General features: G+C 69.5%; 24 protein-coding genes and 1 pseudogene. 13 read left to right on the forward strand and 12 right to left on the reverse strand.

What is annotated here, in order from left to right; translation table 11 throughout:
- Positions 1-93 precede the first annotated feature (93 nt).
- Positions 94-594 carry a flavodoxin family protein gene (locus J2S66_RS05170; protein ID WP_310304366.1) on the forward strand — a complete coding sequence of 167 codons (501 nt, stop codon included), beginning with the start codon at positions 94-96 and terminating at the stop codon, positions 592-594.
- Entirely contained in the window at positions 558-776 is a 219-nt protein-coding gene (locus J2S66_RS05175; protein WP_310304368.1) for a hypothetical protein, read from the forward strand. The genes J2S66_RS05170 and J2S66_RS05175 overlap by 37 nt, the downstream gene beginning before the upstream one ends.
- Here J2S66_RS05175 and J2S66_RS05180 read toward each other — a convergent pair.
- The 3 genes from J2S66_RS05180 to J2S66_RS05190 form a co-directional block, all read right to left on the reverse strand.
- Positions 742-1,326, reverse strand: coding sequence for a hypothetical protein (locus J2S66_RS05180; RefSeq protein ID WP_310304370.1), 585 nt, complete (start codon positions 1,324-1,326; stop codon positions 742-744). The genes J2S66_RS05175 and J2S66_RS05180 overlap by 35 nt on opposite strands.
- Positions 1,327-1,754: 428 nt before the next feature.
- A complete protein-coding gene (locus tag J2S66_RS05185; RefSeq protein ID WP_310304372.1) occupies positions 1,755-2,879 on the reverse strand; it encodes a fatty acid desaturase family protein in 1,125 nt (374 codons plus the stop codon).
- A gap of 12 nt (positions 2,880-2,891) precedes the next feature.
- Entirely contained in the window at positions 2,892-3,947 is a 1,056-nt protein-coding gene (locus J2S66_RS05190; RefSeq protein WP_310304374.1) for a ferredoxin reductase, read from the reverse strand.
- Positions 3,948-4,030: 83 nt separating this feature from the next.
- Here J2S66_RS05190 and J2S66_RS05195 point away from each other — a divergent pair, with 83 nt between their 5' ends.
- The 4 genes from J2S66_RS05195 to J2S66_RS05210 all read left to right on the forward strand — a co-directional run bounded on the left by J2S66_RS05195 (position 4,031) and on the right by J2S66_RS05210 (position 8,055).
- A complete protein-coding gene (locus tag J2S66_RS05195) occupies positions 4,031-5,167 on the forward strand; it encodes a PucR family transcriptional regulator (RefSeq protein ID WP_310304376.1) in 1,137 nt (378 codons plus the stop codon).
- Between the two features lie 107 nt (positions 5,168-5,274).
- Positions 5,275-5,964 (forward strand): response regulator, encoded by a 690-nt coding sequence (locus J2S66_RS05200; RefSeq protein ID WP_310304378.1) that lies wholly within the window; start codon positions 5,275-5,277, stop codon positions 5,962-5,964.
- Positions 5,965-6,234: 270 nt separating this feature from the next.
- Entirely contained in the window at positions 6,235-7,404 is a 1,170-nt protein-coding gene (locus J2S66_RS05205; protein WP_310304381.1) for a HAMP domain-containing sensor histidine kinase, read from the forward strand.
- Between the two features lie 96 nt (positions 7,405-7,500).
- Positions 7,501-8,055 carry a M15 family metallopeptidase gene (locus tag J2S66_RS05210; RefSeq protein ID WP_310304385.1) on the forward strand — a complete coding sequence of 185 codons (555 nt, stop codon included), beginning with the start codon at positions 7,501-7,503 and terminating at the stop codon, positions 8,053-8,055.
- Positions 8,056-8,139: 84 nt separating this feature from the next.
- Here J2S66_RS05210 and J2S66_RS05215 read toward each other — a convergent pair.
- Both J2S66_RS05215 and J2S66_RS05220 read right to left on the reverse strand, forming a co-directional pair.
- Positions 8,140-8,430 (reverse strand): annotated as a pseudogene (locus J2S66_RS05215) (DUF4097 family beta strand repeat-containing protein); the annotation flags it as partial.
- A 27-nt stretch (positions 8,431-8,457) separates the two neighbouring features.
- Positions 8,458-8,667 (reverse strand): hypothetical protein, encoded by a 210-nt coding sequence (locus J2S66_RS05220; protein ID WP_310304388.1) that lies wholly within the window; start codon positions 8,665-8,667, stop codon positions 8,458-8,460.
- 93 nt (positions 8,668-8,760) lie between these two features.
- Between J2S66_RS05220 and J2S66_RS05225 the strand changes: the two genes are divergently transcribed.
- A complete protein-coding gene (locus J2S66_RS05225) occupies positions 8,761-9,843 on the forward strand; it encodes a hypothetical protein (RefSeq protein ID WP_310304390.1) in 1,083 nt (360 codons plus the stop codon).
- Positions 9,844-9,921: 78 nt separating this feature from the next.
- Here J2S66_RS05225 and J2S66_RS05230 read toward each other — a convergent pair whose 3' ends face one another.
- The 3 genes from J2S66_RS05230 to J2S66_RS05240 all read right to left on the reverse strand — a co-directional run bounded on the left by J2S66_RS05230 (position 9,922) and on the right by J2S66_RS05240 (position 12,117).
- Positions 9,922-10,407, reverse strand: a complete 486-nt coding sequence (locus J2S66_RS05230; protein ID WP_310304393.1) for a Mom family adenine methylcarbamoylation protein — start codon at positions 10,405-10,407, stop codon at positions 9,922-9,924.
- 232 nt (positions 10,408-10,639) lie between these two features.
- Positions 10,640-10,792 (reverse strand): hypothetical protein, encoded by a 153-nt coding sequence (locus tag J2S66_RS05235; protein ID WP_310304395.1) that lies wholly within the window; start codon positions 10,790-10,792, stop codon positions 10,640-10,642.
- 116 nt (positions 10,793-10,908) lie between these two features.
- Complete coding sequence (locus J2S66_RS05240) at positions 10,909-12,117, reverse strand: helix-turn-helix domain-containing protein (RefSeq protein WP_310304398.1); 1,209 nt, start codon at positions 12,115-12,117, stop codon at positions 10,909-10,911.
- A 960-nt stretch (positions 12,118-13,077) separates the two neighbouring features.
- Here J2S66_RS05240 and J2S66_RS05245 point away from each other — a divergent pair.
- The gene (locus tag J2S66_RS05245; RefSeq protein WP_310304401.1) at positions 13,078-14,652 is read left to right on the forward strand and encodes an asparagine synthase-related protein; all 1,575 of its coding nucleotides are present in this window, start codon (positions 13,078-13,080) and stop codon (positions 14,650-14,652) included.
- A complete protein-coding gene (locus J2S66_RS05250) occupies positions 14,649-15,227 on the forward strand; it encodes a GNAT family N-acetyltransferase (protein WP_310304403.1) in 579 nt (192 codons plus the stop codon). The genes J2S66_RS05245 and J2S66_RS05250 overlap by 4 nt, the downstream gene beginning before the upstream one ends.
- 142 nt (positions 15,228-15,369) lie before the next feature.
- Here the strand turns inward: J2S66_RS05250 and J2S66_RS05255 are convergent, their stop codons facing one another.
- Together J2S66_RS05255 and J2S66_RS05260 are read right to left on the reverse strand one after the other, a co-directional pair.
- Positions 15,370-15,642, reverse strand: a complete 273-nt coding sequence (locus J2S66_RS05255) for a hypothetical protein (protein ID WP_310304405.1) — start codon at positions 15,640-15,642, stop codon at positions 15,370-15,372.
- An 85-nt stretch (positions 15,643-15,727) separates the two neighbouring features.
- Positions 15,728-16,126, reverse strand: coding sequence for a MerR family transcriptional regulator (locus J2S66_RS05260; protein ID WP_310304408.1), 399 nt, complete (start codon positions 16,124-16,126; stop codon positions 15,728-15,730).
- A 144-nt stretch (positions 16,127-16,270) separates the two neighbouring features.
- On the opposite strand from J2S66_RS05260, the gene J2S66_RS05265 reads away from it, so the two are divergent.
- The 3 genes from J2S66_RS05265 to J2S66_RS05275 are packed head-to-tail and all read left to right on the forward strand — an operon-like array spanning position 16,271 to position 19,662.
- Positions 16,271-17,584 carry a hemolysin family protein gene (locus J2S66_RS05265; protein WP_310304411.1) on the forward strand — a complete coding sequence of 438 codons (1,314 nt, stop codon included), beginning with the start codon at positions 16,271-16,273 and terminating at the stop codon, positions 17,582-17,584.
- Positions 17,581-18,627, forward strand: coding sequence for a hemolysin family protein (locus tag J2S66_RS05270; RefSeq protein WP_310304414.1), 1,047 nt, complete (start codon positions 17,581-17,583; stop codon positions 18,625-18,627). The genes J2S66_RS05265 and J2S66_RS05270 overlap by 4 nt, the downstream gene beginning before the upstream one ends.
- A gap of 33 nt (positions 18,628-18,660) precedes the next feature.
- Positions 18,661-19,662, forward strand: coding sequence for a sporulation protein (locus tag J2S66_RS05275; protein ID WP_310304416.1), 1,002 nt, complete (start codon positions 18,661-18,663; stop codon positions 19,660-19,662).
- A 59-nt stretch (positions 19,663-19,721) separates the two neighbouring features.
- Here J2S66_RS05275 and J2S66_RS05280 read toward each other — a convergent pair whose 3' ends face one another.
- Both J2S66_RS05280 and J2S66_RS05285 read right to left on the reverse strand, forming a co-directional pair.
- On the reverse strand, positions 19,722-21,749 hold the full coding sequence (locus J2S66_RS05280; protein ID WP_310304419.1) for a family 43 glycosylhydrolase: 2,028 nt from the start codon (positions 21,747-21,749) through the stop codon (positions 19,722-19,724).
- 191 nt (positions 21,750-21,940) lie between these two features.
- Positions 21,941-23,323, reverse strand: coding sequence for an endo-1,4-beta-xylanase (locus J2S66_RS05285; RefSeq protein ID WP_310314674.1), 1,383 nt, complete (start codon positions 23,321-23,323; stop codon positions 21,941-21,943).
- A 725-nt stretch (positions 23,324-24,048) separates the two neighbouring features.
- On the opposite strand from J2S66_RS05285, the gene J2S66_RS05290 reads away from it, so the two are divergent.
- Complete coding sequence (locus J2S66_RS05290) at positions 24,049-25,218, forward strand: acyltransferase family protein (protein ID WP_310304421.1); 1,170 nt, start codon at positions 24,049-24,051, stop codon at positions 25,216-25,218.
- Positions 25,219-25,247: the final 29 nt, after the last annotated feature.

Consider the following 25,247-nt stretch of genomic DNA (forward strand, 5'->3'; position numbering starts at 1 on the left):
CGCGCCGAAGGTCCCGGTCCCGCCAGGAGGTTCGCCGCTGTCGGCACCGGCCCGCGCGGAGCACCGTGGGAGGTGACAGGAAGGCGGTCAGCCATGACACGGGCACTCGTGGTCTACGAATCCATGTTCGGCAACACCAGGGCCATCGCCGAGGCGATCGGGGAGGCACTGGCCGCCGAGGTCGTCGAGGTCTCGCAGGCCCCCGACGTGCTGCCCGACGACGTCGGCCTGCTGGTCGTCGGCGCGCCCACGCACGCCTTCGGCCTCAGCCGCCCCGCGACCCGCAAGTCCGCCGCCGACCAGGCCACCGGCGAGCTGGTCTCCCCAGGACGCGGCGTCCGCGAGTGGCTCGACACCCTCGTGCCCCTCGGGCACCACGTCACCGCCCACGCGTTCGACACCAGGATCCAGGCCGGGTGGCTGCCCGGGTCGGCCGCGAAGACCATCGCCAAGCGGCTGCGCGCGCTGCACTTCACGGTGCCGGCCAGGCCGATGTCCTTCCACGTCGGAGGCACCCCCGGTCCGCTGCTGGTCGGCGAACCCGCCCGCGCGGCGGCGTGGGCGCGTTCGACCCTCGTCGGCCACCAGGCCTGACCGCCGCCGTCACCGAGGGCCTGCGCGAGCGGTTCGCCCGCGCGCAGGCCCTCGACGGGCTCGACCCGGCCGTGCGCACCGACGAGGTCCACGGCCTGCTCGACTTCCGCCGCCGCGACACCGGGCGGCCGTCAGCACCGGTGACCGTCAGCGCGGCGCAGCCCGTTCGGCCTGCCGCTTGACCGACCGCAGCGCGGCGCGTTCCAGGAGCGCGGTGAACGGTCCGACCAGCCGCCAGTACCGGCGGAACCTCGACCACGACCGCGAGTCGGTCAGCGTCGCACGCGTCTCGAAGGTCACCACTGCACGGCGCTGGCCGTAGGGCAGGACGGACAGCGAGCAGACGACCTTGGCGTAGCCGGGCTCGGCGAAGTCGACGAAGTCCCGGACCTCGACGCCCCGCCAGTGCACCACCGGCTGCCAGAAGGCGCCGACCGCGCCGAACACGACCTCGGCCCGCGGGCTCTCCCCGAGGGGCACCCACCCGGTCCCGGGCACGACGTCGTGCGGTGTCGTCCTCGTCGGGCGGCGGCCCCGCAGGAACCCCGGCAGCGCGCGCAACCACAGCGCCACGTCCAGCACGAGTCCGTGCACCGCACCGAAGTCGAGGTCGCGCACGGCGCGGTAGGCCGTGTCCGGGTCCGCGTCGACCAGCACGTGCGACGTGCGCCCGAAGTCGGCGCGCGGCGCGAACCGGTCGATGAGCAGTGGTCGGGGGACCGCGGGTGTCACGGCGTTCCACCCCCGGTCGCCCGAGCCGGTTGCGCGCGTTGACGGTCGACGCGGTGGACGGCGTGGTCGTCCAGGCGACCGGTCATGGCAGCTCCCCATCCGCGATCACCATTAGCGATCACCTCCAGTGACCACCTCCAGCATCGACCGACGTGGCGCCGCCGCACAGGGTCGGAGGTCCCGGAACCCGTCACGAGCCCCGTGGAACGGTGCGGACGGCCGGGAAACCGGCGGGGTCGAGCCCGCCCAGCCCCGCGATGCCCGAGCCGCCGAGGTGGCGCAGCCCGGCGGGACCCCGGCCACCGGGGTCCCGCCGCCATCGGCAACGCCGTCCACCACGCCACCGGCAGACGGGTGAGGGCCTGCCCATCACCCGGGACAAGCTGCTCCGGAAGCCGTCACGCCAAGATCGGGACGGCCGCCCGGGCTCACGCCGCGACGCGCTCCTCCGCGCGGCGGGGCGTCCTGGTCCTGGTCCGGTCCGCCTTGTTCGGCAGCGACAACCGGAAGACCTTGCGCCACGCCGAGAAGACCTGCTTCGGCATCGACCCCGTGACGTACTCCAGGCCGTAGCGGTCGAACAGCTCCCGCACTTTCGGCGCGATCTCGCCGTAGCGGTTGCTCGGCAGGTCCGGGAACAGGTGGTGCTCGATCTGGTGCGACAGGTTGCCGGTCATGATGTGCAGCGCCTTGCTGCCGCTGATGTTGGCCGAGCCGAGCATCTGCCGCAGGTACCACTGACCGCGCGTCTCGCCGACGATCGAGCGGCGTTCGAAGGTCTGGACGCCCTCGGGGAAGTGACCGCACATGATCACCGAGTGGCTCCACAGGTTGCGGACCAGGTTCGCGGTGAACGTCGCGGCGAGCGTCGTGAGGAACGACGGGCCGGACAGCAGCGGGTGGATGACGTAGTCCTTCAGGACCTGCTTGCGGATCTTCTTGCCGACCTCGCGGGCCCGCGCCCGGAACTCGGGGTTGTTGCGGCGGCGCTTGTGCAGGTTCTTGCCGAGTTCCAGGTCGTACGCGGCGATGCCGTACTCGAAGAAGCAGGCGTTGATGAAGTTCCACAGCGGCTGGCCCAGGTGGAACGGGTACCACTTCTGGTCCTCGTCGACGCGCATGATGCCGTAGCCGAGATCGTTGTCCTTGCCGATCACGTTGGTGTAGGTGTGGTGCAGCTCGTTGTGCGAGTGCTTCCACTGCGCGGCGGGCGAGACGTGGTCCCACTCCCAGGTCGTGGAGTGGATCTTCGGGTCGCGCATCCAGTCCCACTGACCGTGCAGGATGTTGTGGCCGATCTCCATGTTCTCCAGGATCTTGGCCACGGACAGGCCCGCGGTGCCGATCAGCCAGGCGGGCGGGAAGAGGGAGAACAGCAGCACCCCCCGGCTGCCCAGCTCCAACTTGCGCTGCACCGAGATGACCTTGCGGATGTAGGCCGCATCGCGTTCGCCGCGGCTGGACACCACCTCGTCGCGCAACGCGTCCAGCTCGCGGCCGAGCTGCTCGATCTGCTCGTCGGACAGGTGGGCGGTGGGGTCGATCGCGGTCATGCTGCTCGCTTCCTAGCGTTCGATCTCGCAGGCGCCCGCGGCGGCGGACACGCAGGTCTGGATGAGGACTCCGGGCTCGGCCGTGGTGACCTCGCCCGTGCGCAGGTCGCGGACGGCACCCGCGCGCAGTGGTGTGACGCAGCCGAAGCAGATGCCCATGCGGCAGCCGGACGGCATCAGCACGCCCGCCTGTTCGCCGACGTCGAGCAGTGGTGTGGCCCCGTCGGCCTCGACGGTCCGGTCGGTGGTGGTGAACGTGACCGCGCCGCCCTCGCCCGTCGCCAGCACGGTGGGGCGGAACCGCTCGGTGTGCAGGAGGTCGGCGACGCCGTGCCGAGCCCAGTGCTCTTCGGCGGCGTCGAGCAGGCCCGTCGGACCGCACGCCCAGGTCTCGCGCTCGGCCCAGTCGGGCACGTGCTCGTCGAGGCGGGTGACGTCGAGCACGCCGTCGGTGTCGGTGTGCCGCTCGATCAACCGGATGGTCGTGTCGGCGGCGAGGTCGCGCAGGTCGTCGCGGAAGATGACGTCCGCCTCGGTCGGCGCGGAGTGCAGCACGACCACGTCGGCGAGGTCGGCGTCGCGCAACATGCCCATCGCGGGCGTGATGCCGCTGCCGGCCGTCAGGTAGAGCACCTTCGCGGGCCTGGTCCCGGGCAGCACGAAGTCGCCGGCGGCCTGGTCGAGGTGGATGACCGCGCCGGGTTCGGCCCTGCGGACCAGGTGGTTGCTGACCTTGCCGTCCGGCATGGCCTTCACGGTGATCGTGATGCGGCCGTCGGCCCGGTTCGGGGGCGAGGTGACGGAGTAGGCCCGCCACAGCCGCACGCCGTCGACGTCCACGCCGACCCGGACGTACTGCCCGGCGACGTGGCCCTTCCAGCCGCGGCCGGGCTTGATCACGATGGTGGCCGCGTCGCGGGTCTCGGGGTGGATCGCCTCGATGCGTCCGCGCAGGTCGGCGCCCGCGCGGAGCGGGTCGACCAGGTCCAGGTAGTCCGACGGCAGCAGCGGCGTCGTGACCATCTCCAGCAGCCTCAACGCCCTGGTGCGGAGGGCGACGCTTGTCATGTGTCCAGCATGATGTGTCCCGGGGCGTAAAGTCCTGACCGCACGACGTGAACTCTGCTCTGGAATTTGTACCGGGAGAACAAATGAGCCGCGCTGTCGGAGGTGTCGCCGAACTCGGTCTCGACCACGCCACGATCACGGCGTTGAGGGCGTTGCTGCCGGTCACGGCCAACGAGGTGGTCCAGGCGGTGATCGACGAGGTGCCCAGTTACGAGGGCGCGCTGTCGGGTCGGATGGGCGGCACGATCCGCCGCGCCGTGCGCACCGCGCTGGGCCACTTCCTGGACGTGGCGGACGGCGCGGACACCCAGCAGGTCGCCACCGAGGCCGCCTACGAGCTGGGCCGCGGCGAAGTGCGCGACGGCCGCTCGATGGACGCCCTGCTCAGCGCCTACCGGGTCGGCGCGCGGGTGGCGTGGCGGGGCCTCGCCGCCGGGGCCGTGTCGTCCGGTCTGCCCGCCGAGGGGCTCGCCACGTTCGCCGAGCTGCTCTTCGCCTACATCGACGAGCTGTCCGCGGCGAGCGCCGCGGGGCACGCCGACGAACTGGCCGTCCGGGGTCGGGCGCGGGAGCGCCACCTGGAGCGGCTCTGTCGTGACCTGATCGCGGGCGCGAACGAGGACGTGCTGCTCACGGGCGCGGAACGGGCGGGCTGGACGCCTCCCGGTTCGCTCACGGCCGTGGTGCTGCCGTCCGCGCAGGCCCACGCGGCGCACCGGGTGCTCGACCCCCGCACGCTGCTGCTGGAGGACCTGCAGGACTCGACGGCCGTGCTCCTGGTGCCGGACGCGGACCGCGGGCACGTGCTGCGCCTGCTGGCGGACCGCTCCGCCGTGGTCGGCCCGACCCGGCCGTGGACGCGGGTGGCGTCGTCGTTCACCCGGGCCACGCGTGCCCGTGCGCTGTCCGAGGGCACCCTCGACACCGAGCGGTGCCTGGTCGACCTGGTGCTCGCCGCCGACGCGGAGGCGTACGCCGACCTCCGCGCACGGGTGCTGGCGCCGCTGCGCGACCAGCGGCCGGCGACCGCGCGGCGGTTGGAGGAGACGCTGCGGGCGTGGCTGCTGCACCACGGGCGGCGGGACGAGGTGGCGGCGTCGCTGTTCGTGCACCCGCAGACCGTGCGGTACCGGATGGGGCAGGTGAGGGACCTGTTCGGCGACATCACCTCGCCGGAGCGGGTGCTCGAACTCACGCTGGCGCTGGCCCGGCCCGCGTGACCCGGCCGTGCGCGTTCGTCACACTTCGTCACGCGACTGTCGGCCGTTCGGCGTAACCGCTGGTATACCGTTGTCGCCGGACTGGCCGAGGACGAGGAGTTCCACCAGTGTCACGGTTGCTGCTCGTCGAGGACGACGCGGTCCTGGCGGAGGCGTTGTCCCGCGCCCTGCGCGCGCTCGGCCACGAGGTCGCCGTCGCGGCCACCGGGGAGCGGGCGCTGGAGGCGCTGGCCGACCGGCCGACGTCGGCGGACGTGGTGCTGCTCGACGTGATGCTGCCCGGCGTGGACGGCTTCGAGGTGTGCCGCCGCATCCGCGCGCACGACGCGGTCCCGGTGATCCTGCTGACCGCCCGCGGCGACGCGGTGGACGTCGTGGTCGGCCTGGAGTGCGGCGCCGACGACTACGTGGTGAAACCGGTCGAACCCAGGGTGCTCGACGCACGGGTGAAGGCGATCCTGCGCCGGGCCGCGCCCGCACTGCCGCCGAGGCGGCACGTGCGCGCCGTCGGCGACCTGGAGGTCGACACCGCCGCCATGGTGGTGACCAGGGGCGGGGTCGAGCTCAGCCTGACGTCCACGGAGATCCGCCTGCTGATCGAGTTCGTCGAGCACGCGGGCCAAGTGCTGAGCAGGCAGACCCTGCTCAAGCGGGTGTGGGACTACGGGTTCGCCGGCGACTCGCGCCTGGTCGACGCCGCCGTGGCCCGCCTGCGGGCGAAGATCGAGCCCGAACCGGCCAACCCGGTGCTGCTGCGCACCGTGCGGGGGTTCGGGTACCGCCTGGTCGAGCCGTGAGGTGGCGGTCCGGTCCGCCGATCGGCCTGCGGGCGGCGATCGTGCTGACCGTCGCGGTCATCACCCTCCTCACCACCGCGGCCGTGGCGCTGACGGCCTACCACCTCCAGGCCGGTGCGACCAGGGAGCGGTTCACCGCCTCCGCGCAGGCCGCGTTCGACTCCGACGCCCAGCAGGCCCACCAGTTCCTCGTCCGCAGCGCCGGCTTCACGTCCGTCGTGGACGGTGTCGCCGAGTACATGCGGGCCCGCCTCGGCCTCACCTGGGGCGGTGGTCAACTTCACGCCGTCGTCCGGCGCGCTCTCCACCGCGCGGGACGGGGCGTACCTGCCGGTCGCCGGCACGGCCAGCGCGTTCCCCGGACAGTTGCCCGTGCCGGAGGTGGACCGGGCCAGGGAGCGGCTGTCGTCGGTGCGCTACACCGCCGACACCCCGGAGGGCCCGCAGCTGGTCATCGTCGGCCAGGTCGAGCCCGGCGTGCTGCTCGCCGAGTTCTACGGCACGCGCGGCATCGACGACGAGCTGGCCGTGCTGCGCGACCGGCTCGCCGCGGTGGCGGTGGTGGTGGTCCTGATCGGCGGTGCGCTGGGCGTGCTGGCCGCGCGGGGCGTCCAGCGCCGGGTGCGGACCGCCGCCGACGCCGCCCGCCGGTTCGGCGACGGGGCGCTGGACACCAGGCTGCCGGTGCGGGGGCGGGACGAGCTGGCCGACCTCGCCGGGTCGTTCAACGCGATGGCGCAGCGGCTGGGGGAGTCCATCGAGCGGTTGCGCCGCCAGGACCGGCAGCAGCGGCGGTTCGTCGCCGACGTGGCGCACGACCTGCGCACCCCGCTGGCGTCGGCGGTCGCCGCCGCCGACGGCCTGCACAGCCCGGACGCCGAGGACCGCGCGAGGTCGGCGGAACTGGTCGGCGCCCAGGTGCGGCGGCTGAGCGCGCTGGTCGAGGACCTGCTGGAGATGTCCCGGTTCGACGCGGGGGTCGCGGAACTCCGGCCCGAGCCGGTCGACCTCGAAGCGCTGGCCGCGGACGCCGTCGAGTGGAGCGCGCCGAGCGCGGACGTCACCGTGCGCCGGACCGGGGACGCCACCGCGTTCGGCGATCCCCGGCGCCTGCACACGATCGTGCGCAACCTCGTCGCCAACGCGGTCCGGCACGGCGAACCGCCGGTCGTGGTGACCGTGGACGGCACCGAGCCCGACCGGGTGCGCGTCGCCGTCGCCGACTCGGGTCCCGGCCTGCCCGACGGGTTGGCGCCGGTCGTCTTCGACCGCTTCGTGCGCGGCGACCGGGCCCGCACCCGCACCCCGGGCAGCGGCCTCGGGCTGGCCATCGCGCTGGAGAACGCCCGGCTGCACGGCGGCCGGCTGGACGTCGACCACGACGGGGGCGCGGTGTTCACCCTCACCGTGCCGAGGGGCGAGCCCGCCCGCGACGGCTGAGACCGTCGCACGACGGGGACACGACGCGCACGGGGCGAAGACATCCCGCGGGCAGTGTCGGAGGTGTCCGAACTCCGACACGACCTGTGAGGAAACATGTTCCGACGATCGGCGCACGTGCGCGCGGCGGGTTTGCTGACGGTGGCGGCAGGTGTGGTGGCGCTGTCCGCGTGCGCCTCCCCGGCCGCGCCCGGGAACGGCGGTGGGGCCGACCCGGAGGTGGACGGCAGCATCCCGGCGAACACCAGCATCGCGCTCGACGACTCCCGCCACCCCGCGCTCTCCCGGCTGGACGCCGCCCTGGTGGCGGCCGTGCGCGCGGCGGCGGTGGACGCCCGCGCGGCCGGTATCGAGCTGAGGGTGACCTCGGGCTGGCGCGGCGAGGGCTACCAGCGGCGCCTGTTCGACGAGGCCGTGGCCGTGCACGGGAGCGTCGAGGAGGCGCGCCGGTGGGTCACCACGCCGGAGGAGTCGGCGCACGTGCGGGGTGAGGCCATCGACATCGGGCCGACCGACGCCGCCGACTGGCTCGTCCGCAACGGGGCGGACTACGGCCTGTGCCAGGCGTACGCCAACGAGATGTGGCACTTCGAGCTGCTGACCGCGCCGGGCGGCGAGTGCCCGGCCCCGCGGGCCGACGCCGCCGGTTGACCCGGGGCGCCCGGCCCGCGCCACCTGCTGTCCGCCGACTGGTGGGGCCGTGGCCGTCCAAAGGCTGCGGGCGGTGATGTCGCCGTGGGCAGTGGTCGCGTGGACCTCCAGGTCGGGGGCGCCGCCGGTGTTCCGGAGCGCGTTGTCGATGCGACCGCGGGAGGTGCCCGCGTCCAACGAGGCGGAGACGCCGGCCGCCGCGCCGATCGACACGTCGCCGGCCTGCGTGCGCAGCACGATCGCACCGCGCACGGCCTCGGCGATCCGGATGTCGCCCTTGCCGGTTCTGATCTCCGCCGGGCCGGTGAGGCGGTCGACCGAGACGTCGCCGGCGTGCGTGGTGAGGCGGACGCCCGAGGCCTCGTCGAGCTCGATCGCGCCGTGCGAGCCCTCGAAGGCGACCTAGCCGAGCCGCCCGACGCCCCGGAACCCGATGTCGGCGGCCTTGACCTCGACACGTGAACCGGCGGGCAGGTGGACCGTGACGTCGACGCGGCCGGAGGGGCCGAGGAGCTGGTTCTTCGGCGAGGACGGGACCGAGATCCGCAGGACGCCGTCGCGGTACTCGACCGCGGTCCGCTCTGCGGCCTTCACGTGCACTACAACCACCATCGCCCCCACACCGTCGCCGGGAACCGAGCACCAGCCACGGCTCCACACCGGCGTCACCAACGTCCTGGCTTCATACAGCTAGACGGTTCAGGGATGGCAAGATCTGACCGCATGTCATCCGAGAACCAGCCAGAGTCTCCTGAGAATAAGCAACAAGCCGAAAGATTTCGAGCTAAATTTCCAAAATCACTTTCAGTGATAGCGGGATTGTTTTCGGTTGCAATAGTCGCTTTGGTTATTCTCGCTCAGTCTGCAACGAAGGACGGAAAGTACGATGGACAGTTCTCCGGTAACTGGATCAATGGACTGGCTGCACTTGTTGCCGTCCTGAACGTTGTCCTTACCTTCTATATTTTGAGAACAGCCCTAGGGCAACTTGAGGCGTTTCAACATGACATCAACAGTCAGGAGAAGCGTCATGCGGAACAGTTGAGGCGACAAGAGGATCAGTCGCGTGCAGACATTGAACGCCAAGAACAGTTGCGCGCTAAAGAAACAGAATCAGCCCGTCAAGAACGTGCTAACATGCAACATCTATTGACGATTCAGACTGAAGCGCTCAAGCTTGCACAAGCCGATGCCGAGCGTTCACACAGGGAGACAGCAAAGACCAGGTTGGACCTGATTGGACCGCGCTGCTCTATAATTCTCGAAGGAGTCGAGGTCAACTTCCTGCGCACCATCGATGCAGTCAACGAGCTGGTCAACGAAGCGATTGCGATCAAGGATTCTGTCGACGAGAAATTCTTGCGACTTGTCTACACATTCCGAATCAAAAACTGGGGCGATCAACCGGTGTCGTTCTCGCTCGATCACAAGTGGTCCAATGCTGGAAATCATATGCTCATGCCTGGACAGGACGCCAAATCGACTTGGGAAATAAAGACGTCGCTACGTCACTGGGTGCAGATCGCCAAGAAGGAAGCAAGCCTTTTCAGCGTCGCCAGACCAGATGACCCGACACGGGCCGCACTGATTGAGCTGTACATTATTGTCAATAATACGGGGGGTGACGTAACGGATACGTTCAAGTGGAATCAATTTGTGATGCCGATTGAGATTCAAGAGCTTGGAGTTTTGATACACGACGGCAAGGTCCTCTATCGGAGGTCTCGACCGTTTGCGGTACCTACGCGCGATTATGCACAGTTGAGGGATCGACCGACGGAAGGGTAGGGCGAGATGGATAAGGTCTCTGCATCGGCGCAACTCGGAGGCGGGTGGTCTTGTTCAGCGGGTAGGCGTAGCAGTGCTTCACCGGCACGTTCTTGAGTCGATAGGCGTTCGGGTCGATCGTGCGGCGCACGTACCTGATGCCGGTTCACTGGGCCGCTTGTGCGGCTTGGCCAGGCTCGACACCGACCGGCCGTGGGTCTTCACACCGTTGACCACGTAGTAGCAGTCACTGCTACCGGTCGTGCCGGTGTAGATCCGGCTACCGGCCTGATAGACGCCGCGATGCCCCTGCGCGGTGTCGGCATAAGACACGACCAAGCGCAGACAGGGGCACGCGGCGCGAAGCTGACGCAGCGTCGCGGCGATGCTCCGAGTCACCGGGGTGGCATGGTCGGTGAGCGCGACGCGCACCAGCTCAACGCACTCGGTTTGGCCCAGACCGTAGGGGCTGCCCAGCTTGTGGGTCGCTTCCCGGCCATAGATGACCGCGCCAACGAACACTCCGTCGTACCGGGCTGCCGGGCGAACGCAGGGGGCGACAAGAAGATCAGTCAGGCTCGTCACCCTCGGTTCGACACTTCTGCGGTTGAGTAGTTGAGGTTGAAATCAACAGGCAGTCACCGCGCGCCATCCGGGGAGGGACGTAGCGCGCGGTGACCCGAGGCATACCCCGACCGGCTGGGTACAACGGAGGTGTGCAGAGAGGCAGCCGTGGAGAGACGCACAGTGAGACACCCGGAGCCCTACCCCATCCTCAAGAAGGATCCCGAACTGACGGTCCCCTTCGGGCTGGAGACTAACCCCGACGGCGCAGACCGCGCTGCTGGGGCCGGGGTGCATCATCCGCGACCAGTTCGTCGACCTCGTCAACGAACTGGCCCACCAATGCCAGTGCAGCCACTGCACCGCCCGCCTCGTCCGCGCCGCGAAAACGAGTGAGCACGAACACACCGCCTCCTCGACCTGAGCCGGGCCGCTGAGGTCTGACCCGCCCCAGTTCGACCTCGCCGTGGAGGACCGGGCCAGCCTGCCCAGTTCTCCACGGCATTTGCCGTGAGATGATGGTTAGAACGTCACTCCCGCCCACTTGGCGAAGCCTGCCAATGAGTCGGTGGCTCGCGCGTCGGCGGCAGCGATGGCGTGCAGGGTTTCCCGCACTGACGGGTGATACCTGGTCTGTTGCGGGGACACGGTGCGCGCTTCCTGAAGCGACCGCAACGCCTTCTCGCGGTTGCCGTGCAAGATCCACGCCCTTGCCACATCGATGTGGTGGTGACCTACCCGTGTCGATTCTTCGCGGTCGTCAACGTGCATCGCCTCGGCACGGGCAACCGCGGTCGTGCCGTCCGACATCTCGACCGGCACCGCGACGGAGTGGAACTCCACGTTGGCGAGGTTGGCGCGAACGTCGAAGTACGGGGACACCGGCACGCCCCTCGTCACGATGTTGCGCGCCTCTTCGATGTGAGCGTCCGCATCGCGTCCGCTCCCCACACGTGCTTGGAACACTGCTTGTCGGAGATGGAGCTGGGCGACAACGGCCAGCGCTTCGGGTGTGCCGAACTTCTCGGCCTGCGCGAGGGCGCGATTCACGCTCCGCATCCCGAGGCCATAGTCACCCCGGTGGAGCTGCAAGGACGAGCGGCGGAATGCAGCGACGGGAACACGTAGGGGGTCACCGGACTTCTGCGCCGAAGCGACGAGCCGGTCACTGGCCAGTGCCGAGAGATCGAGATAGCCGAACCGGTACGTGACTGCCTTGACCAAGCTGTACGCGTCATCGAGTAGAGCATGTGCCGTCTCGGCTTCCTCGACACCTGACGCCAGGGCGAGATTGGCGTACAGGTGTTGGAGCAGTAGCGGCAAGCGCATCGCGAGCTGGGCGTAACGACTCTTGCGGCGCAGCACCTCACCGTCGTTCACGGCCGTTCGCAACTTGTCCACGTGCCACAACGGCTCATCGAGCTGGGGGTCATCGTGGGAGTCGAGTGCACGACGCAGTTCTGGGATCGCCGCCCGGTCAGTACCAGGGTCGGTAGCCAGATCTTCGTAGGGCTGACCGGTCAGCACCGTCACCCCGACTCCCAGCCCGGTGGCGCACGCCGTTGTGAACGCCGGTGACGCTGGCGCGTGTCCGGACTCGACCTTCTTCAGCAGGCTAAGGCTGACATGGGCCCTCTCGGCAAGATCACGCTGTCGCATGTCCTGCAACTTGCGTAGGCGTGCCACCCGCTGGCCGATGCTGGCATTGCCAGCGAAGTACTCAAGGTCCACGGCCCTGGCTCCTCACGTCTGCTCGCTGCCTCCACGATGCCACTCAATCCAGCGACTTCCCCACCCCAGATCACCTTTGAACTTGCTTTGTCCCCCCAGCGTCCACCTATCGGCCATGCTCAACACAACGTCACAGGTTAACCACGCAGAGTGGAAGGTGGCGGCGGAACTACCAAGCGACCAGGAAGCGGGCTCCTTGATGACGGTGGTCAAGACGCTGCCGAGCTGCCCAGGCGGCCTCGAAGGCGAAGGGCTGCGGTCGATAGGGCTTGAGCCTGGACTGTGGCAGCAGTTCGGGTCGCAAGTTGTCCCTCCACGGGGGGAGCGGTTGTCGCCCGCTCGTTCAGACAGCGGTCGGACGGGCGGGTTCCGAAGGCCGGATGGCGTCGTTCCCCCGACGCGACGCCGCCCGGTAATCCGCCCCAGGCGGGAGGAGTGGGGTGAACGCCTCGAATGAGGCGTGGCAGTTGAGCAAGCAGCTTCGCACGGAAGCGGACTTCCGGATGCTGCCGTTGCTCACTTCCGACGGTCGCCCACTTGGTCTCCACTTCCACCGATTCGCACAACCGGGCGTGATCGAGGTTGTTCAAGCATGGGACGACCGATGGGCGGTGTACGCCCGATTGAGCGATGCACCGAACAAGCGGGAGCCCTTCACTGGGTCGCCCCTCTTGAATCAGTTCTTAGGTGTCTTCTCCGATGTGGTCAACCGACTCGCGGAGGCAGAGGGCAACTCGCCTCGCTGAGGTGAGCGCAGGCACTACATGTAGGAGGGAGGCAAGGCATGGACCAGTTCGAGGACGTCTTCGTCGGCGAGCAGACCCTCGTGTCGCTTGGCAGCGAGTACACGAAGGTGAGCGGCAGCAGCGACACCCGCAACCAGTACGACGAAATCTGATCCGCAGCGCCCGGGGGTGGGCACCGCTGCCCACCCCCGGCGTTCCGCTTGGAGGCACCACCTTGCTGAAGTTCGCTCTCTTCCACGAAGACGGTCTCCCGCCGTGGCGCCCGGCCGGTGCTCGCTGGGCCTCTGGTTCCAGTTGGGTCGAGCCGTTCCGGCATCCGGCTCTCGAAGACTTCGCCGCGACTGATGGCATATCGAGCTTCGTCGCGGTCAGGGAACGCGCCGCCAGCTCGCCTGCACTCGGCACCACGGACCTGATGGTGCTCACTACGGCCGACTACGCGGCGTTGAAGACGCAACTGCTCGGCTCAGCCACCGAGTTCTTCCTGGTTGAGCGGGACGAATACGGCGACTACCACGTTCACGCAGGCCAGTGGGGTACCGCGCCCGTGTACGTCGTTCAGGGACGAGACCACGTGCGCGGGTCCTGGGCATACGGTGATCTTCGTCAGCACATGCGCTTCGATCAGTTGCACCACTTGACGGTGACTCGCATTTTGGCTGGCCGCCACCGTTACGCAGTGGACACCCTGTTCGAGCCGGTGAAGCAGATCACCGAGCGGATGACTGCGGACTTCGACCAGGTCAAGGGCCTGACCCTGCACTACCCGGAAGCAGCGCTTCACGCGACCCCCAGAGACGTTCGTGACGGCGTGGACATCGTTAAGGTGTACGAGAGGGAACTGGCGAGCGCGGTCCAGTTGTGGTCGATCGAGCCTGAGCGGACAGCCGTGGAACTCTCGGGTGGCATGGACTCCGCCAACGTCGCTATGACACTGGCAGCCCTCTACCCCGGTTCGATCCGGTCCTACGCCTTGACGCTGGGAGGCGAGGTTGGCGAGCAGCAGGCCCGACGTCGGCAAGCCATGATCGATTTTGCGGGATTCCGCGACTTCCAGGTGTCAGCGCTCGACTGGCCACCGCTGCACCCCAACGGGGGCCGGGTCCACGGCGATCCGCTCAACCCGCCGGACGAGCCCTACTACGAAGCGGTCGAGCAGATGTTGGCCACAGCTGCCGATCGCGGCATCACGACGGTCTACACGGGTGATGGCGGGGACGAACTCGTAGCCCTACGTGGCCAGGAGTGGCAGCGGAGCGGGCGCGTGCCGGGCCGGCTCAACCCCTACAGTTCCCCGCCTGATTGGCTGGGACCGCGCGCAGCCGGGCTTCTTGACCAGGTCGACCAGCACCTCGCGCCTACGAGCGTGATCAACGAAGCAACTCACCTGGGTTTCGCCTGCCGCACACCTCAATTCATGACGGCCGGGATCTGGCCGCTGTCGCCGCTTTGCTCCCCTCGGCTGATCAGGTTCGGTGAGCAACTACCGGTTGAGTGGCGACTGGACAAGAGCATCACCCGTGAACGCCTGCGTCACCTGGGGTTCTCTGAGGACGTGGTGCACCCGAGGCTTCGGGAGAACTTCGTTCACGTGATGGAGCGCGGCCTGGTGGACTACGGCGTCCCGCTCGTGGACGAGTACCTTACCGAGTCGCCATTGGTCGACCTCGGCTTCGTGAACCCCGACCGGCTTCGCGACGTCCGGAATGCGGTGGCTGACGGCAAGATCGACACGAGGCTGTTCGGCTACCTGCGGCTTGAACTCGGTCTGCGAGGATTGTTGGGATGACTACCGCAACAGCGACGAGTGCCTACCTGATCCGTCCCGGCCGCGCTTTGGACCGCCCGGAGGTTGCGAAGATGATTCGCGCTCGGGCGACCTGGATGCGCGACAGCGGGTATGGCCGCTGGGTCGGCTGGGAACGGAACGCCGACGAGCTTGCCTCACAGGTGGGTGACGAGGAGTGGCCGACCTGGGTGCTGTGCGACTCTGCGAACGGCATCGTCGGCGTTACTACCGCGTCCCACGAGACCCCGCTGACGGGATGGAGCGAGGACGAGCGGGACCAACGCGCCGTCTTCCTTCAGTCCACTATCACCGACCCGCACTTCACGGGACGGGGTCTGGGCGTGCTCATCGCGTTCTGGGCGCTGGACTACGCCGCCAAGGACGGGCACGACTGGGTGCGTCGGGGCGTGCTCACAGTCGGCAAGGACAACCGCGGGCTCGTGCGCTACTACCGGAGGCAGGGCTGGAGGGTGGTTCGCGCGGTTCCGCACTCACGACGCCGGGACGTCACGGTGTGGTCGTTGCAACGACCAGCGGAACGTCAACCAGGTCTCAGCGAACTCGTGGCGTGGTAGCTCGATGATGGACCCGTTGTAGCGGGGTGGTCGCCGCCACTCGTCAGCGCTTCCCGAGCGCTCGCGCGTCGATCGGCACAGGCACTCGCCGTCAACACCGATCAGTCCCCCACCAGGGTGCTGACCAGCGCAAACGTGCCCGTCACGCCATCCCGGTAAGTGCCAACTTGACGTTCGCGGGCCGGACCTCGACCGCGGTGTCGGTCCGGTCGGCGGCGACGAACCGGACGTGCCCGGCGGGGATGTCGAGGACGGCGGAGACGGGCGCGGGGGTGTCGAACCGCATGGTGCTCCCATGACGGTGCGTCCGGGCCTCCCCGTCGGTGGGGACGTCCGTGGTGGCGGTGGCCGTGGTGGTGGTGGCCGTGGTGGTGGTGGCCGTGGTGGTGGTGGTCGTGATCGGTGACCTGATCACGGGGAGCACCGTCGCCGGCCGCCCCGACACCGGGCCGCCACCGTGCCGACACGGCCCCTGACTGCCGACACGGCCCCTGACGCGGTCAGGGCAGGAGCATGTCCGGCGGGATCTGGAGTGCCACGGTGATCAGCGAGTGCACGCGGGTGGCGATGGCGGCCAGCAGGCCCTGCGCTTCGGGGGAGGCGCTGTCCACGGCGGCCTGGAGGGTCCGGAGGTCTTCGTTGATGCGGTCGAAGATGACGCTCACGTCGACCTGTCTCGTGGCGAGCGCGGTGGCTATCTCCTCCAGGGGAACTCCCTGGACCTCCAGGCGTTGTACGAGGTGGATGCGGTCCACGTCGGAGGGTTGGTAGAGGCGGTAGCCGCCCGCCGTGCGCTGGGCCGGGTCGATGAGGCCGAGGGTGGTGTAGTAGTCGATCGTGCGGATGCTGACGCCCGCGCGGGCGGCCAGCTCGCCGATCCTGAGCAGCACCTCGGTCACGTCGACTCCCCTCTGACGTCCTGATCTCAACCCTACAGTGCCACGTGCTACTGTGAGGTGTATGCCAAGCGCTACAGACGACGACACATGCAGTAGGAGGCCGGGACTTCCCCGGCCTGATCTCCTCCGCGGCGCGGGTGCGCCGTGTTGATATCCCTCGGACTGCTGGTCATCGTGGCCCTCACCGCGGCCACCGGGTACTTCGTCGCCCAGGAGTTCGCCTACATGGCGGTCGACCGGGGCAGGCTCCAGCAGATGGCCGAGGGCGGCGACAAGAACGCCGAGCGCGCCTACCGGGTCACCCGGAAGCTGTCGTTCATGCTCTCCGGCGCCCAGTTCGGCATCACGGTGACGGCCCTGCTCGTCGGCTACGTGGCCGAACCGCTGCTCGGCGAGGGGCTGACCGGGGTGGTCGGCCTCACCGGTCTGCCGGAGGCGGCCTCGGTGTCGATCTCCATGGCGATCGCGCTCGTGTTCGCCACCGTCGTGCAGATGGTGCTGGGGGAGCTGTTCCCCAAGAACCTCGCCATCGCCAAGCCCGAGGTGCTGGCCAAGGCGCTCGCGCCCTCCACCCTGGTGTACCTCAAGATCGCCGGCCCTTTGATCCGGCTGTTCGACGCGGCGGCGAACCGGCTGCTGCGCGCGGTCGGGATCGAGCCGGTGGAGGAACTGCCCCAGGGCGCCACGCCCGAGGACCTCAAGCAGATCATCGACGACGCCGGCGCCGAGGGGCACCTCGACCCCGAGCTGTCCCGACTGCTCGACCGCGGCCTCGGGTTCCGGGAGCTGGTGGCCGAGCAGGCGATGACCCCGCGGGTGCTGGTCAGGACCATCGGCGCCGACGAACCCGTCTCGCGCGTGGTCGAGCTGCTCGACACCGGGCACTCGCGGTTCCCCGTCACCGGCGACGGCCTGGACGACGTGCGGGGCGTCGTGGGGCTGGCCGAGGTGCTGACCGTGGAACCGGGGGAGCGGACGACCACACCGGTCGGGAAGATCGCCTCGCCCGCCCTGGTCGTGCCCGCCACGCTTCCGCTGCCCGCCGTGCTGGAGCGGCTGCGCGCCGAGCACCGGCAGCTGGCGTGCGTGGTGGACGAGTTCGGCGGTTTCGCGGGCGTCGTCTCGCTGGAGGACCTGGCCGAGGAGCTGGTCGGCGAGATCCACGACGAGGACGACGTGGTCCGCCGCGCCATCGAAACGCTCGGCGACGGGGCCTGGCGGGTGCCCGGTCGGATGCGCCTCGACGAGATCGCCGACGCCACCGGCGTCGAGCTGCCCGAGCACGAGACCTACGACACGATCTCCGGCCTGCTGCTGCACCGGCTGGGGCGCACCGCGCAGGTGGACGACCGGATCGAGTTCGACGGCGTGTCGCTGCGCGTCGTCGAGGTCGTCCGCAACGTGCCCGGCACGGTCGTGCTCAGCACCACCAGCAAGGCACGGGAGGAGGCCCGATGAGCATCACCTGGGCGTTGATCGTCTCGCTGCTGCTGCTGGTGGCCAACGCGTTCTTCGTGGCGGCCGAGTTCGCCCTGATCGCGGCCAAGCGGCACCGGTTGGAGCAGGACGCGGAGACCAGCCGCGCGGCCCGGGCCGCCGTGGCCGGGGTGCGGGAGCTGTCGGTGATGCTGGCCGGCGCGCAGCTGGGCATCACGCTGTGCACGCTGGGGCTCGGCGCGCTCGCCAAGCCCGCCGTGGCCGACCTGCTGGAGCCGCTGTTCGGCGCCGTCGGCCTGCCGGACGCCGCCGCCTACGCCATCGCGTTCACGATCTCGCTGGTCGTCGTGGTGTTCCTGCACATGGTGGTCGGCGAGATGGCGCCGAAGTCGTGGGCGATCTCGCACCCGGAGCGCTCGGCGCTGCTGCTGGCCATCCCGTTCCGCGCGTTCGCGCGCAGCGTCCGGTGGCTGCTGACCGGGCTGAACAACCTCACCAACGCCCTGCTGCGGGCGTTGAAGGTGGAACCGCAGGACGAGCTGGCGCAGGCGCACCGGCCCGACGACCTGCGCCTGCTGGTGCGCCAGTCCGGTGAGCACGGGCTGATCCCCGAGGGGCAGCAGCGCCTGCTGACCCGGATGCTCCAGCTCCAGAAGACGACCGTCGCGCAGATCATGATCCCGATCGACGACGCGGTCAGCGTCACCGAGCACACCCGCGCCTCCGCCGTCGAGCGGCGCAGCAGGGAGTCCGGCCGGTCCCGCTTCCCCGTCATGGACATGCACGGCGAGTACGTCGGCCTGGTGCACATCCGCGAGGCCGTCCGGGCCACCGCGGTGGGCGAGGAGAAGAGCGCGCGCGAGCTGATGACCGCGCCGCTGGTGCTGGCGTCGAGCCTGCCGGTGGCCGCCGCGGTGACCGAGATGCGCGCCCAGCGCGCGCAGCTGGCGCTGGTGGCCGGCGCGGACGACCACGTGGTCGGCATCGCCGCCCTGGAAGACCTCCTCGAAGAGCTGATCGGCGACTTCGAGGACGAGACCGACACCCTGCTCGACGCGAACTGAACCCCACCCGTCCCACTCCTGAAAGAGGACCGCATGTTCAAGCGGATGCTCAGCGCCTTCGGCGTCGGCGGCCCGTCCGTCGACACCGTCCTGGACACCCCGCACGTCGTGCCCGGCCAGGTCGTCACCGGCCAGGTGCGCATCCAGGGCGGCAGCAACGAGGCCCGCATCGACCAGGTCGTGCTGTCGCTGGTCACGCGCGTCGAGGTCGAGCACGGCGACCAGGAGTTCGGCGGCACGGCCGAGTTCCTGCGCGTGCAGGTCGCCCAGGGCGTGCACGTGGCGGCGAACCAGCCGGTGTCGGTGCCGTTCCAGGTCCCGGTGCCGTGGGAGGCCCCCATCACCGCCGTGGGCGGTCAGCCGCTGCCCGGCATGACCGTCGGCGTGCGCACCGAGCTGGTGATCTCCGGCGCGCCCGACAAGGGCGACCTGGACCCGCTGTTCATCGGCCCGCTGCCGTCGCAGGACCGCGTGCTGGAGGCGTTCGGGCAGCTGGGCTTCCAGTTCCGGTCGGCCGACGTGGAGGCCGGGCGCATCCACGGCGTGCAGCAGGAGCTCGGGTTCTACCAGGAGATCGAGTTCTTCCCGCCCGCCCGGTACGCGGGTGCGCTCAGCCAGGTCGAGCTGACCTTCGTGACGAACCCGCACGAGCTGGTCGTGGTGCTGGAGGCCGACAAGCGCGGCGGGATGTTCTCGTCGGGCGGCGACTCGTTCGGGCGGTTCCACGTGTCCCACCAGGACGCGGTGCAGACCGACTGGGCGGGCGCGATCGACCAGTGGCTGGCCCAGGTCTCCCAGCGCGGCGGCCACGCGGCCTTCGGCGGCGGTCACCAGGCGTACGGCCAGCCCGGTTACGGCCAGCCGGGCCACGGCTACGACCAGCACGGGCACCACGGCCACCGCCGGGGGCCGGGCATGGGCGGCGTGGTCGCGGGCGCGGCGGCGGGCGTGGTCGGCGGCATGATCATCGGCGAGGCCCTCGACGACGCGTTCGAGGACGACGGCGGCGACGCCTTCGGCGGCGACGAGGAGTAGTCCGACCGGTGCCCGGTGTGGCCTCCTGGACCACACCGGGCACCGCCGCCCACGAGCGGTCAGGGCGTGGTCAGGTCGAACTCGCGCACCGTCACCGCGCCGCCCAGGGACTGCGTGGCGAAGTTGAAGATCCCGAAGCGGTAGCCCATGAAGAACTGCCAGGTGTTGTTCAACGTGAACGCGGGCCCGAGCGGGGTGAAGTTCACGCCGTCGGTGCTGTAGGAGAACCGGGCCACCCGGTTGGCCCCGGGTTGGATGTCGGCGTTGACCCGCAACCAGGTCCGGCTGCCGCCGACCGCGGCGCTCGCGGCCTCGGTGCCGGTACCGGTGGTGCGCCAACTGCTGTCCATGGTCAGGCCATTGGTCATCACGACGCGGGTCTGGCCGTTGTCGCGCTTGACGCCGATCCACGCCGACGACTGGCGCAGCATCGCCAGGCCGGAGCGGTCGCCGTCGCGCATCGCGCTGTGGTCGAGTTCGATCGTGGCGGTGGAGGTCGGTCCCTGGATGCGGTGGGTCAGGGTGTTGCGGGCGGCGTACAGGTCGTTGGTGACCGTCGCCGTCTGGAGCCTCAGCCCGTTGGCCACCGAGTAGCGGGACGTGTCCGGGTCGTGGTTCCACTCCCACTGCGGGCCGAGCGCCGTGCCCGCGAAGGTGTCCGACCCGGTGAGGGGTTTGACCGGCCGGGGCGGCAGCGGCGAGGGGTAGTTCACGCCCCACCGGCCGTTGACCGTCTGGAGGGTCGGCCACCCGTCCGCCGTCCAGGTGATCGGGGCGAGCGCCGGGACGCGGCCGCCGGGGTAGGCGTCCACGAATGACATGTAGTACCAGGAGCCGTTCTGGGTCTGGACCAGGCCGCCCTGGTGGGGCACGCCGCCACCGGGGATCGGGCCGGGCAGGTCGAGCAGCACCTGCCGCACGGTGTACGGGCCGAAGGGGCCGTTGTCCGACTTGAGCACGTACTGGCCGTTGGCGGGTCGGGTCAGCCAGATGTAGTAGCTGCCGTTGCGCTTGTAGAACCGCGCCCCCTCCAGCGTCCCGATGTTCGAGGGGGTCTGGAAGACCTGCTGCGCGCGGACCTGGCTGCGCCCGTCGGCGGACAGCTGGGCGACGCTGATGGTGCCGTTGCCGTACGCGACGTACATCGTATCGTTGTCGTCGATGAGCATCCCCGCGTCGTAATAGCAGTTGTCGATCTGGGCGTGCCGGTTCCACGGCCCCTCGACGCTGCTCGCGGTGTAGATGTAGGTGTCGTTGAAGTCGATGCAGCCGGCCCAGTAGTAGGTCCGGTTGCTCTGCCGGTACTGGAGCGTCGAGGCCCAGATCCCGTTGACGTAGGCCCGCTGCCCGTTGGTCAGGTCGTACTTGGCGCCGAAGTCCAGGGAGGGCACCGAGTGACCGGCGAACTCCCAGTTGACCAGGTCGTAGGAGCGCAGGATCGGCGCGCCGGGGGAGTAGTGCATGGTCGACGCGGTCATGTAGTACGCGTCACCGACCCGGATGACCTCGACGTCGGCGAAGTCCTGCCACACCACCGGGTTGGTGTACTGGCCGCCCGGCTGGGTGGTCGTGGTGGTCGTCGGACCGCCGCCGCCGACGCGGACGAGCTGCCACTGCTGGTTGGCGCCGCCCCAGTCGCTGTACTGCACGACGTTCGCGCCGTCCGCCGTGGAGGCGCCCTGCACCTCGACGGCCTTGTTGCTGTTGCGGTTGATCAGCCGCACGTGGCCGCCGTCGGAGTCGGCGAGGCGGAACTGCTGGTTGGTGCCGTTGCCGTCGGCCCACTGCACGATGCCGCCGCCGTCCGCGGTGGAGAAGTTGTGGACGTCGAGCACCTTGCCGGAGTGGCGCGACTTGAGCCGGTAGTAGCCGCCGCCGGAGTCGACGAACTGCCACTGCTGCTGGTTGCCGTCGTTGCGGGCCCACTGGGTGATCCGCGCGCCGTCGCTCGTGGCCAGGTTGTAGACGTCGAGCGCCTTGCCGCTGTTCCGGTTCACCAGCACGTACCAGGCCGTCGTGTCCACGGTCGCCGCCGACGCCGTCGTGGAGCCGAGCACCACCGTGATGCCGCCCAGGAGGACGGCCACGAGCGCGACGGCTGCTCCGCCCCACCGGCGGCGGCGTCCCGATGCGGAACCGGGCACGGCTGACCGGCGCGTCGGTGACGGGGGTTGGCTTGTCCCGTACATGGTTCGCACCCTTTCGTCGGTGATGGGGAGGGCGGCACCCCGCTCTGCCAGGGGAACGGGGTGCCGCGGGGGAGGAGGGTGGACGTGCGTCAGCCGACGCGGAGGAGCTGCCACTGCTGGTTGGCGCCGCCCCAGTCGCTGTACTGCACGACGTTCGCGCCGTCGGCGGTGGCCGCGCCCTGGACTTCGAGCGCCTTGCCGCTGTTGCGGTTGACCAGGCGGAGGTAGCCGCCGGCGTCGATCGCGCGGAACTGCTGGTTGGTGCCGTTGCCGTCGGCCCACTGCACGATCGACGCGCCGTCGGCGGTGGAGAAGTTGTAGACGTCCAGCACCTTGCCGGAGTGGCGCGACTTCACCCGGTAGTAGCCGCCGCCGGAGTCGACGAACTGCCACTGCTGCTGGTTGCCGTTGTTGCGGGTCCACTGGGTGATCCGCGCGCCGTCGCTCGTGGCCAGGTTGTAGACGTCGAGCGCCTTGCCGCTGTTCCGGTTCACCAGCACGTACCAGGCGGTCGTGTCGATGACCCCCGGCTGGGGCGAACCCCCGTTGAGGGCGTCGAGGACCGCGGTGTAGGCGGCCTTCTTGTTGCCGGAGTTGTCGAACAGCAGGGGGTTCTGGCCGGTGCGCCAGGAGTCGCTGTCGCGGATGCCCCAGACGGTGATGCCGGTGCAGCGGGCGACGGCGAGGCAGGCGCGGGTGACGGCGCCGAACGCGTTGGCCTGGTTGGCGCCGGAGATGTCCAGCTCGGTGATCTGCACGTCCACGCCGAGGTCGGCGAAGCGCTGCAGGTTGGCCTGGTAGTCGGACGGCGCCGAGTTGGTCAGGTGCGACTGGAAGCCCACGCAGTCGATCGGCACGCCCCGGGCCTTGAAGTCGCGCACCATGTTGTAGATGCCGGTGGACTTCGCGTTGACGCCGTCGGTGTTGTAGTCGTTGTAGCAGAGCTTGGCGCCGGGGTCGGCCGCCCGCGCGGTGCGGAACGCGACCTCGATCCAGTCGTTGCCGGTGCGCTGGAGGTTGGAGTCGCGCCGCCCGCCGGAACCGCCGTCGGCGAACGCCTCGTTCACCACGTCCCAGGAGTGGATCTTCCCGCGGTAGTACGACGCGACCCGGGTGATGTGGTTGACCAGCGCGGAGCGCAGGGCCGAGCCCTCCATGCGCTGCATCCAGCCGGGCTGCTGCGCGTGCCAGGCCAGGGTGTGGCCGCGCACCTTCATGCCTCGGCTGATGGCGTGGTTGACGATCCGGTCGCCGTTGGTGAACGTGAACTGGCCCTGGTTCGGCTCGGTCGCGTCCATCTTCATCTCGTTCTCGGCGGTGACGCTGTTGAACTCGCGGTTCAGGATCGTCGTGTACGTGCCGTCGCCGAGCCTCCCCGCCGCGACGGCGGCGCCGAAGTACCGGCCCTTCTCCGCCGCCGCCGTGCCCAGCGTCGTACCCGCGTGGGCGACTCCGCCGAACGCCACCGTCATCGTGGTGGCGACGAGTCCTGCGACGAGCAGCAACGCCGTTGTTCTCGGCCGACGCGCGGGCGTCGGCCGAATGACCGCTCGTGTCGAATGGTTCATCACGTGTCCTCACGAATCAGAACACCGCGTGTCGTGGTGCCGCGGTGACAGGGGCACTGGCCGGCACCCGCTCGGCTGGTCGCGACAGGAGGTCCGACAGAGTTGTTAGCGTTAACAATTCTGCCGTCGGCCTTCTCGGTGGAAATGGGGGTGTTGTCGAGTTGACGCGGTTGTCGCTACCGGCGGGCGTCGTGCCTATCCGACTGTGGACGACGAGGGACCGCCGGTCAAGATGTTACGAAACTGTTTCGCGCAGGTGAGTGGCGCTATCTCGTCGAATGTCATTCGACAGTGGATTCGATTGACGGCGCTAAAGTTAGCGCAAACATTTTAGCTTCGCCATCCGCTGTCGACCCGTCATCGGGCGGTGTGCCGGGGCGGTGTGCGGGGACGGTCGCGCCGAAGGTCGCGCGGACCGCGGTCGCTCCCGGGCGCCGGGCCGCGGCACCTCGGCTTCACGGACCGGTCGCCCGGTGTTCCGGTCCCGGACCCTTGCGTGCCCACGGGGTCGGACGTACATTTCCGACCGATCGATCTTGGAGCAAGGGGGCTCTCGGAAAGCGCACGACCTGGTCGGAACCGCCGGAAGGGCACGACTGGTTCGTGACTCCCTCCTGGAAGGAAAACACATGGTCCCCACCGGGTCGACGGCGTCCGGATTGCGCGCCCGCCCCGCGGCGAGAGCCGTGGAACTGCCCTCGTTGACCGGTTTGCGGTTCATCGCGGCGATGCTGGTGTTCCTCTTCCACATCACGGTGATGATGCCCTCGCCGATCCCGCCGCACGCGCTGATGACCCCGTTCGGCGATCCCGGCACCGCGCAGGACCTGTTCTGGTTCTTCGGCAAAGCCGGGTACGTCGGCGTCTCGTTCTTCTTCATCCTCAGCGGTTTCGTGCTGACCTGGTCGGCCCGCGACGGCGAGGCGGCCCGGCCGTTCTGGCGCCGCCGGGTGCTCAAGATCTTCCCCAACCACGTGGTCACGTGGGCCGTCACGCTGCTGGTGTTCGCCTCGGCGATCACGCCGTGGGTCGCCTACCTGCCCAACCTGCTGCTGGTGCACGCGTTCTTCCCGCAGACCGAGATCCACCGCAGCATCAACGTGCCGGCCTGGACGCTGTGCTGCGAACTGCTGTTCTACCTGCTGTTCCCGGTGCTGCTGCGCGGCGTCAAGCGCATCGCGGACAGTCGCCTGTGGACCTGGGCCGGCCTGATGGTCGCCGGGATGGTCGTCCACCAGCTCGTGACCCAGTACCTCGTCCCGGGTGGCCGGACCGCCGACGCGCCGCTGTCGGACCTGCAGTTCTGGTTCGGCTACGTCTTCCCGCCGATGCGGCTGTTCGAGTTCGTGCTGGGCATGGTCCTGGCCCGCGTCGTGATGGCCGGCCGGTGGCCCTCGATCGGCATCCTGCCCGCCGCGCTGCTGACCGCCGTCGGGTACGCCGCCGCGCTGTACGCCCCGATGGTGTGGGGCTTCACCGTGGCGACCGCCATCCCGTTGGGCGCGCTGATCTGCGCCGCCGCGACGGCGGACGTCGACGGTCGCCGCAGTGCCCTGCGCGGCCGGACGATGCGGTGGCTCGGCGACGTCTCCTTCGGCTTCTACCTGTGCCAGGGCGTCGTGGTCATCTACGGCGGCTGGCTGCTGCGCGGCACGCACGACACCCCCACCGCCATCCTGGTCGCGCTCGTGCTGTTCGTCGCGACGCTGGCCGTGGGCGCGCTGCTGTTCCACCTCGTGGAGCGGCCGATCATGCGGAAGTTCAGCTACGCCAAGCGGGACCGGCAGCCCGTCGGCTGACGCGGCGGGCGGCCGGCGGCCCTCCGAGC

It is taken from the genome of Saccharothrix longispora, assembly GCF_031455225.1.
GTDB lineage: Bacteria > Actinomycetota > Actinomycetes > Mycobacteriales > Pseudonocardiaceae > Actinosynnema > Actinosynnema longispora.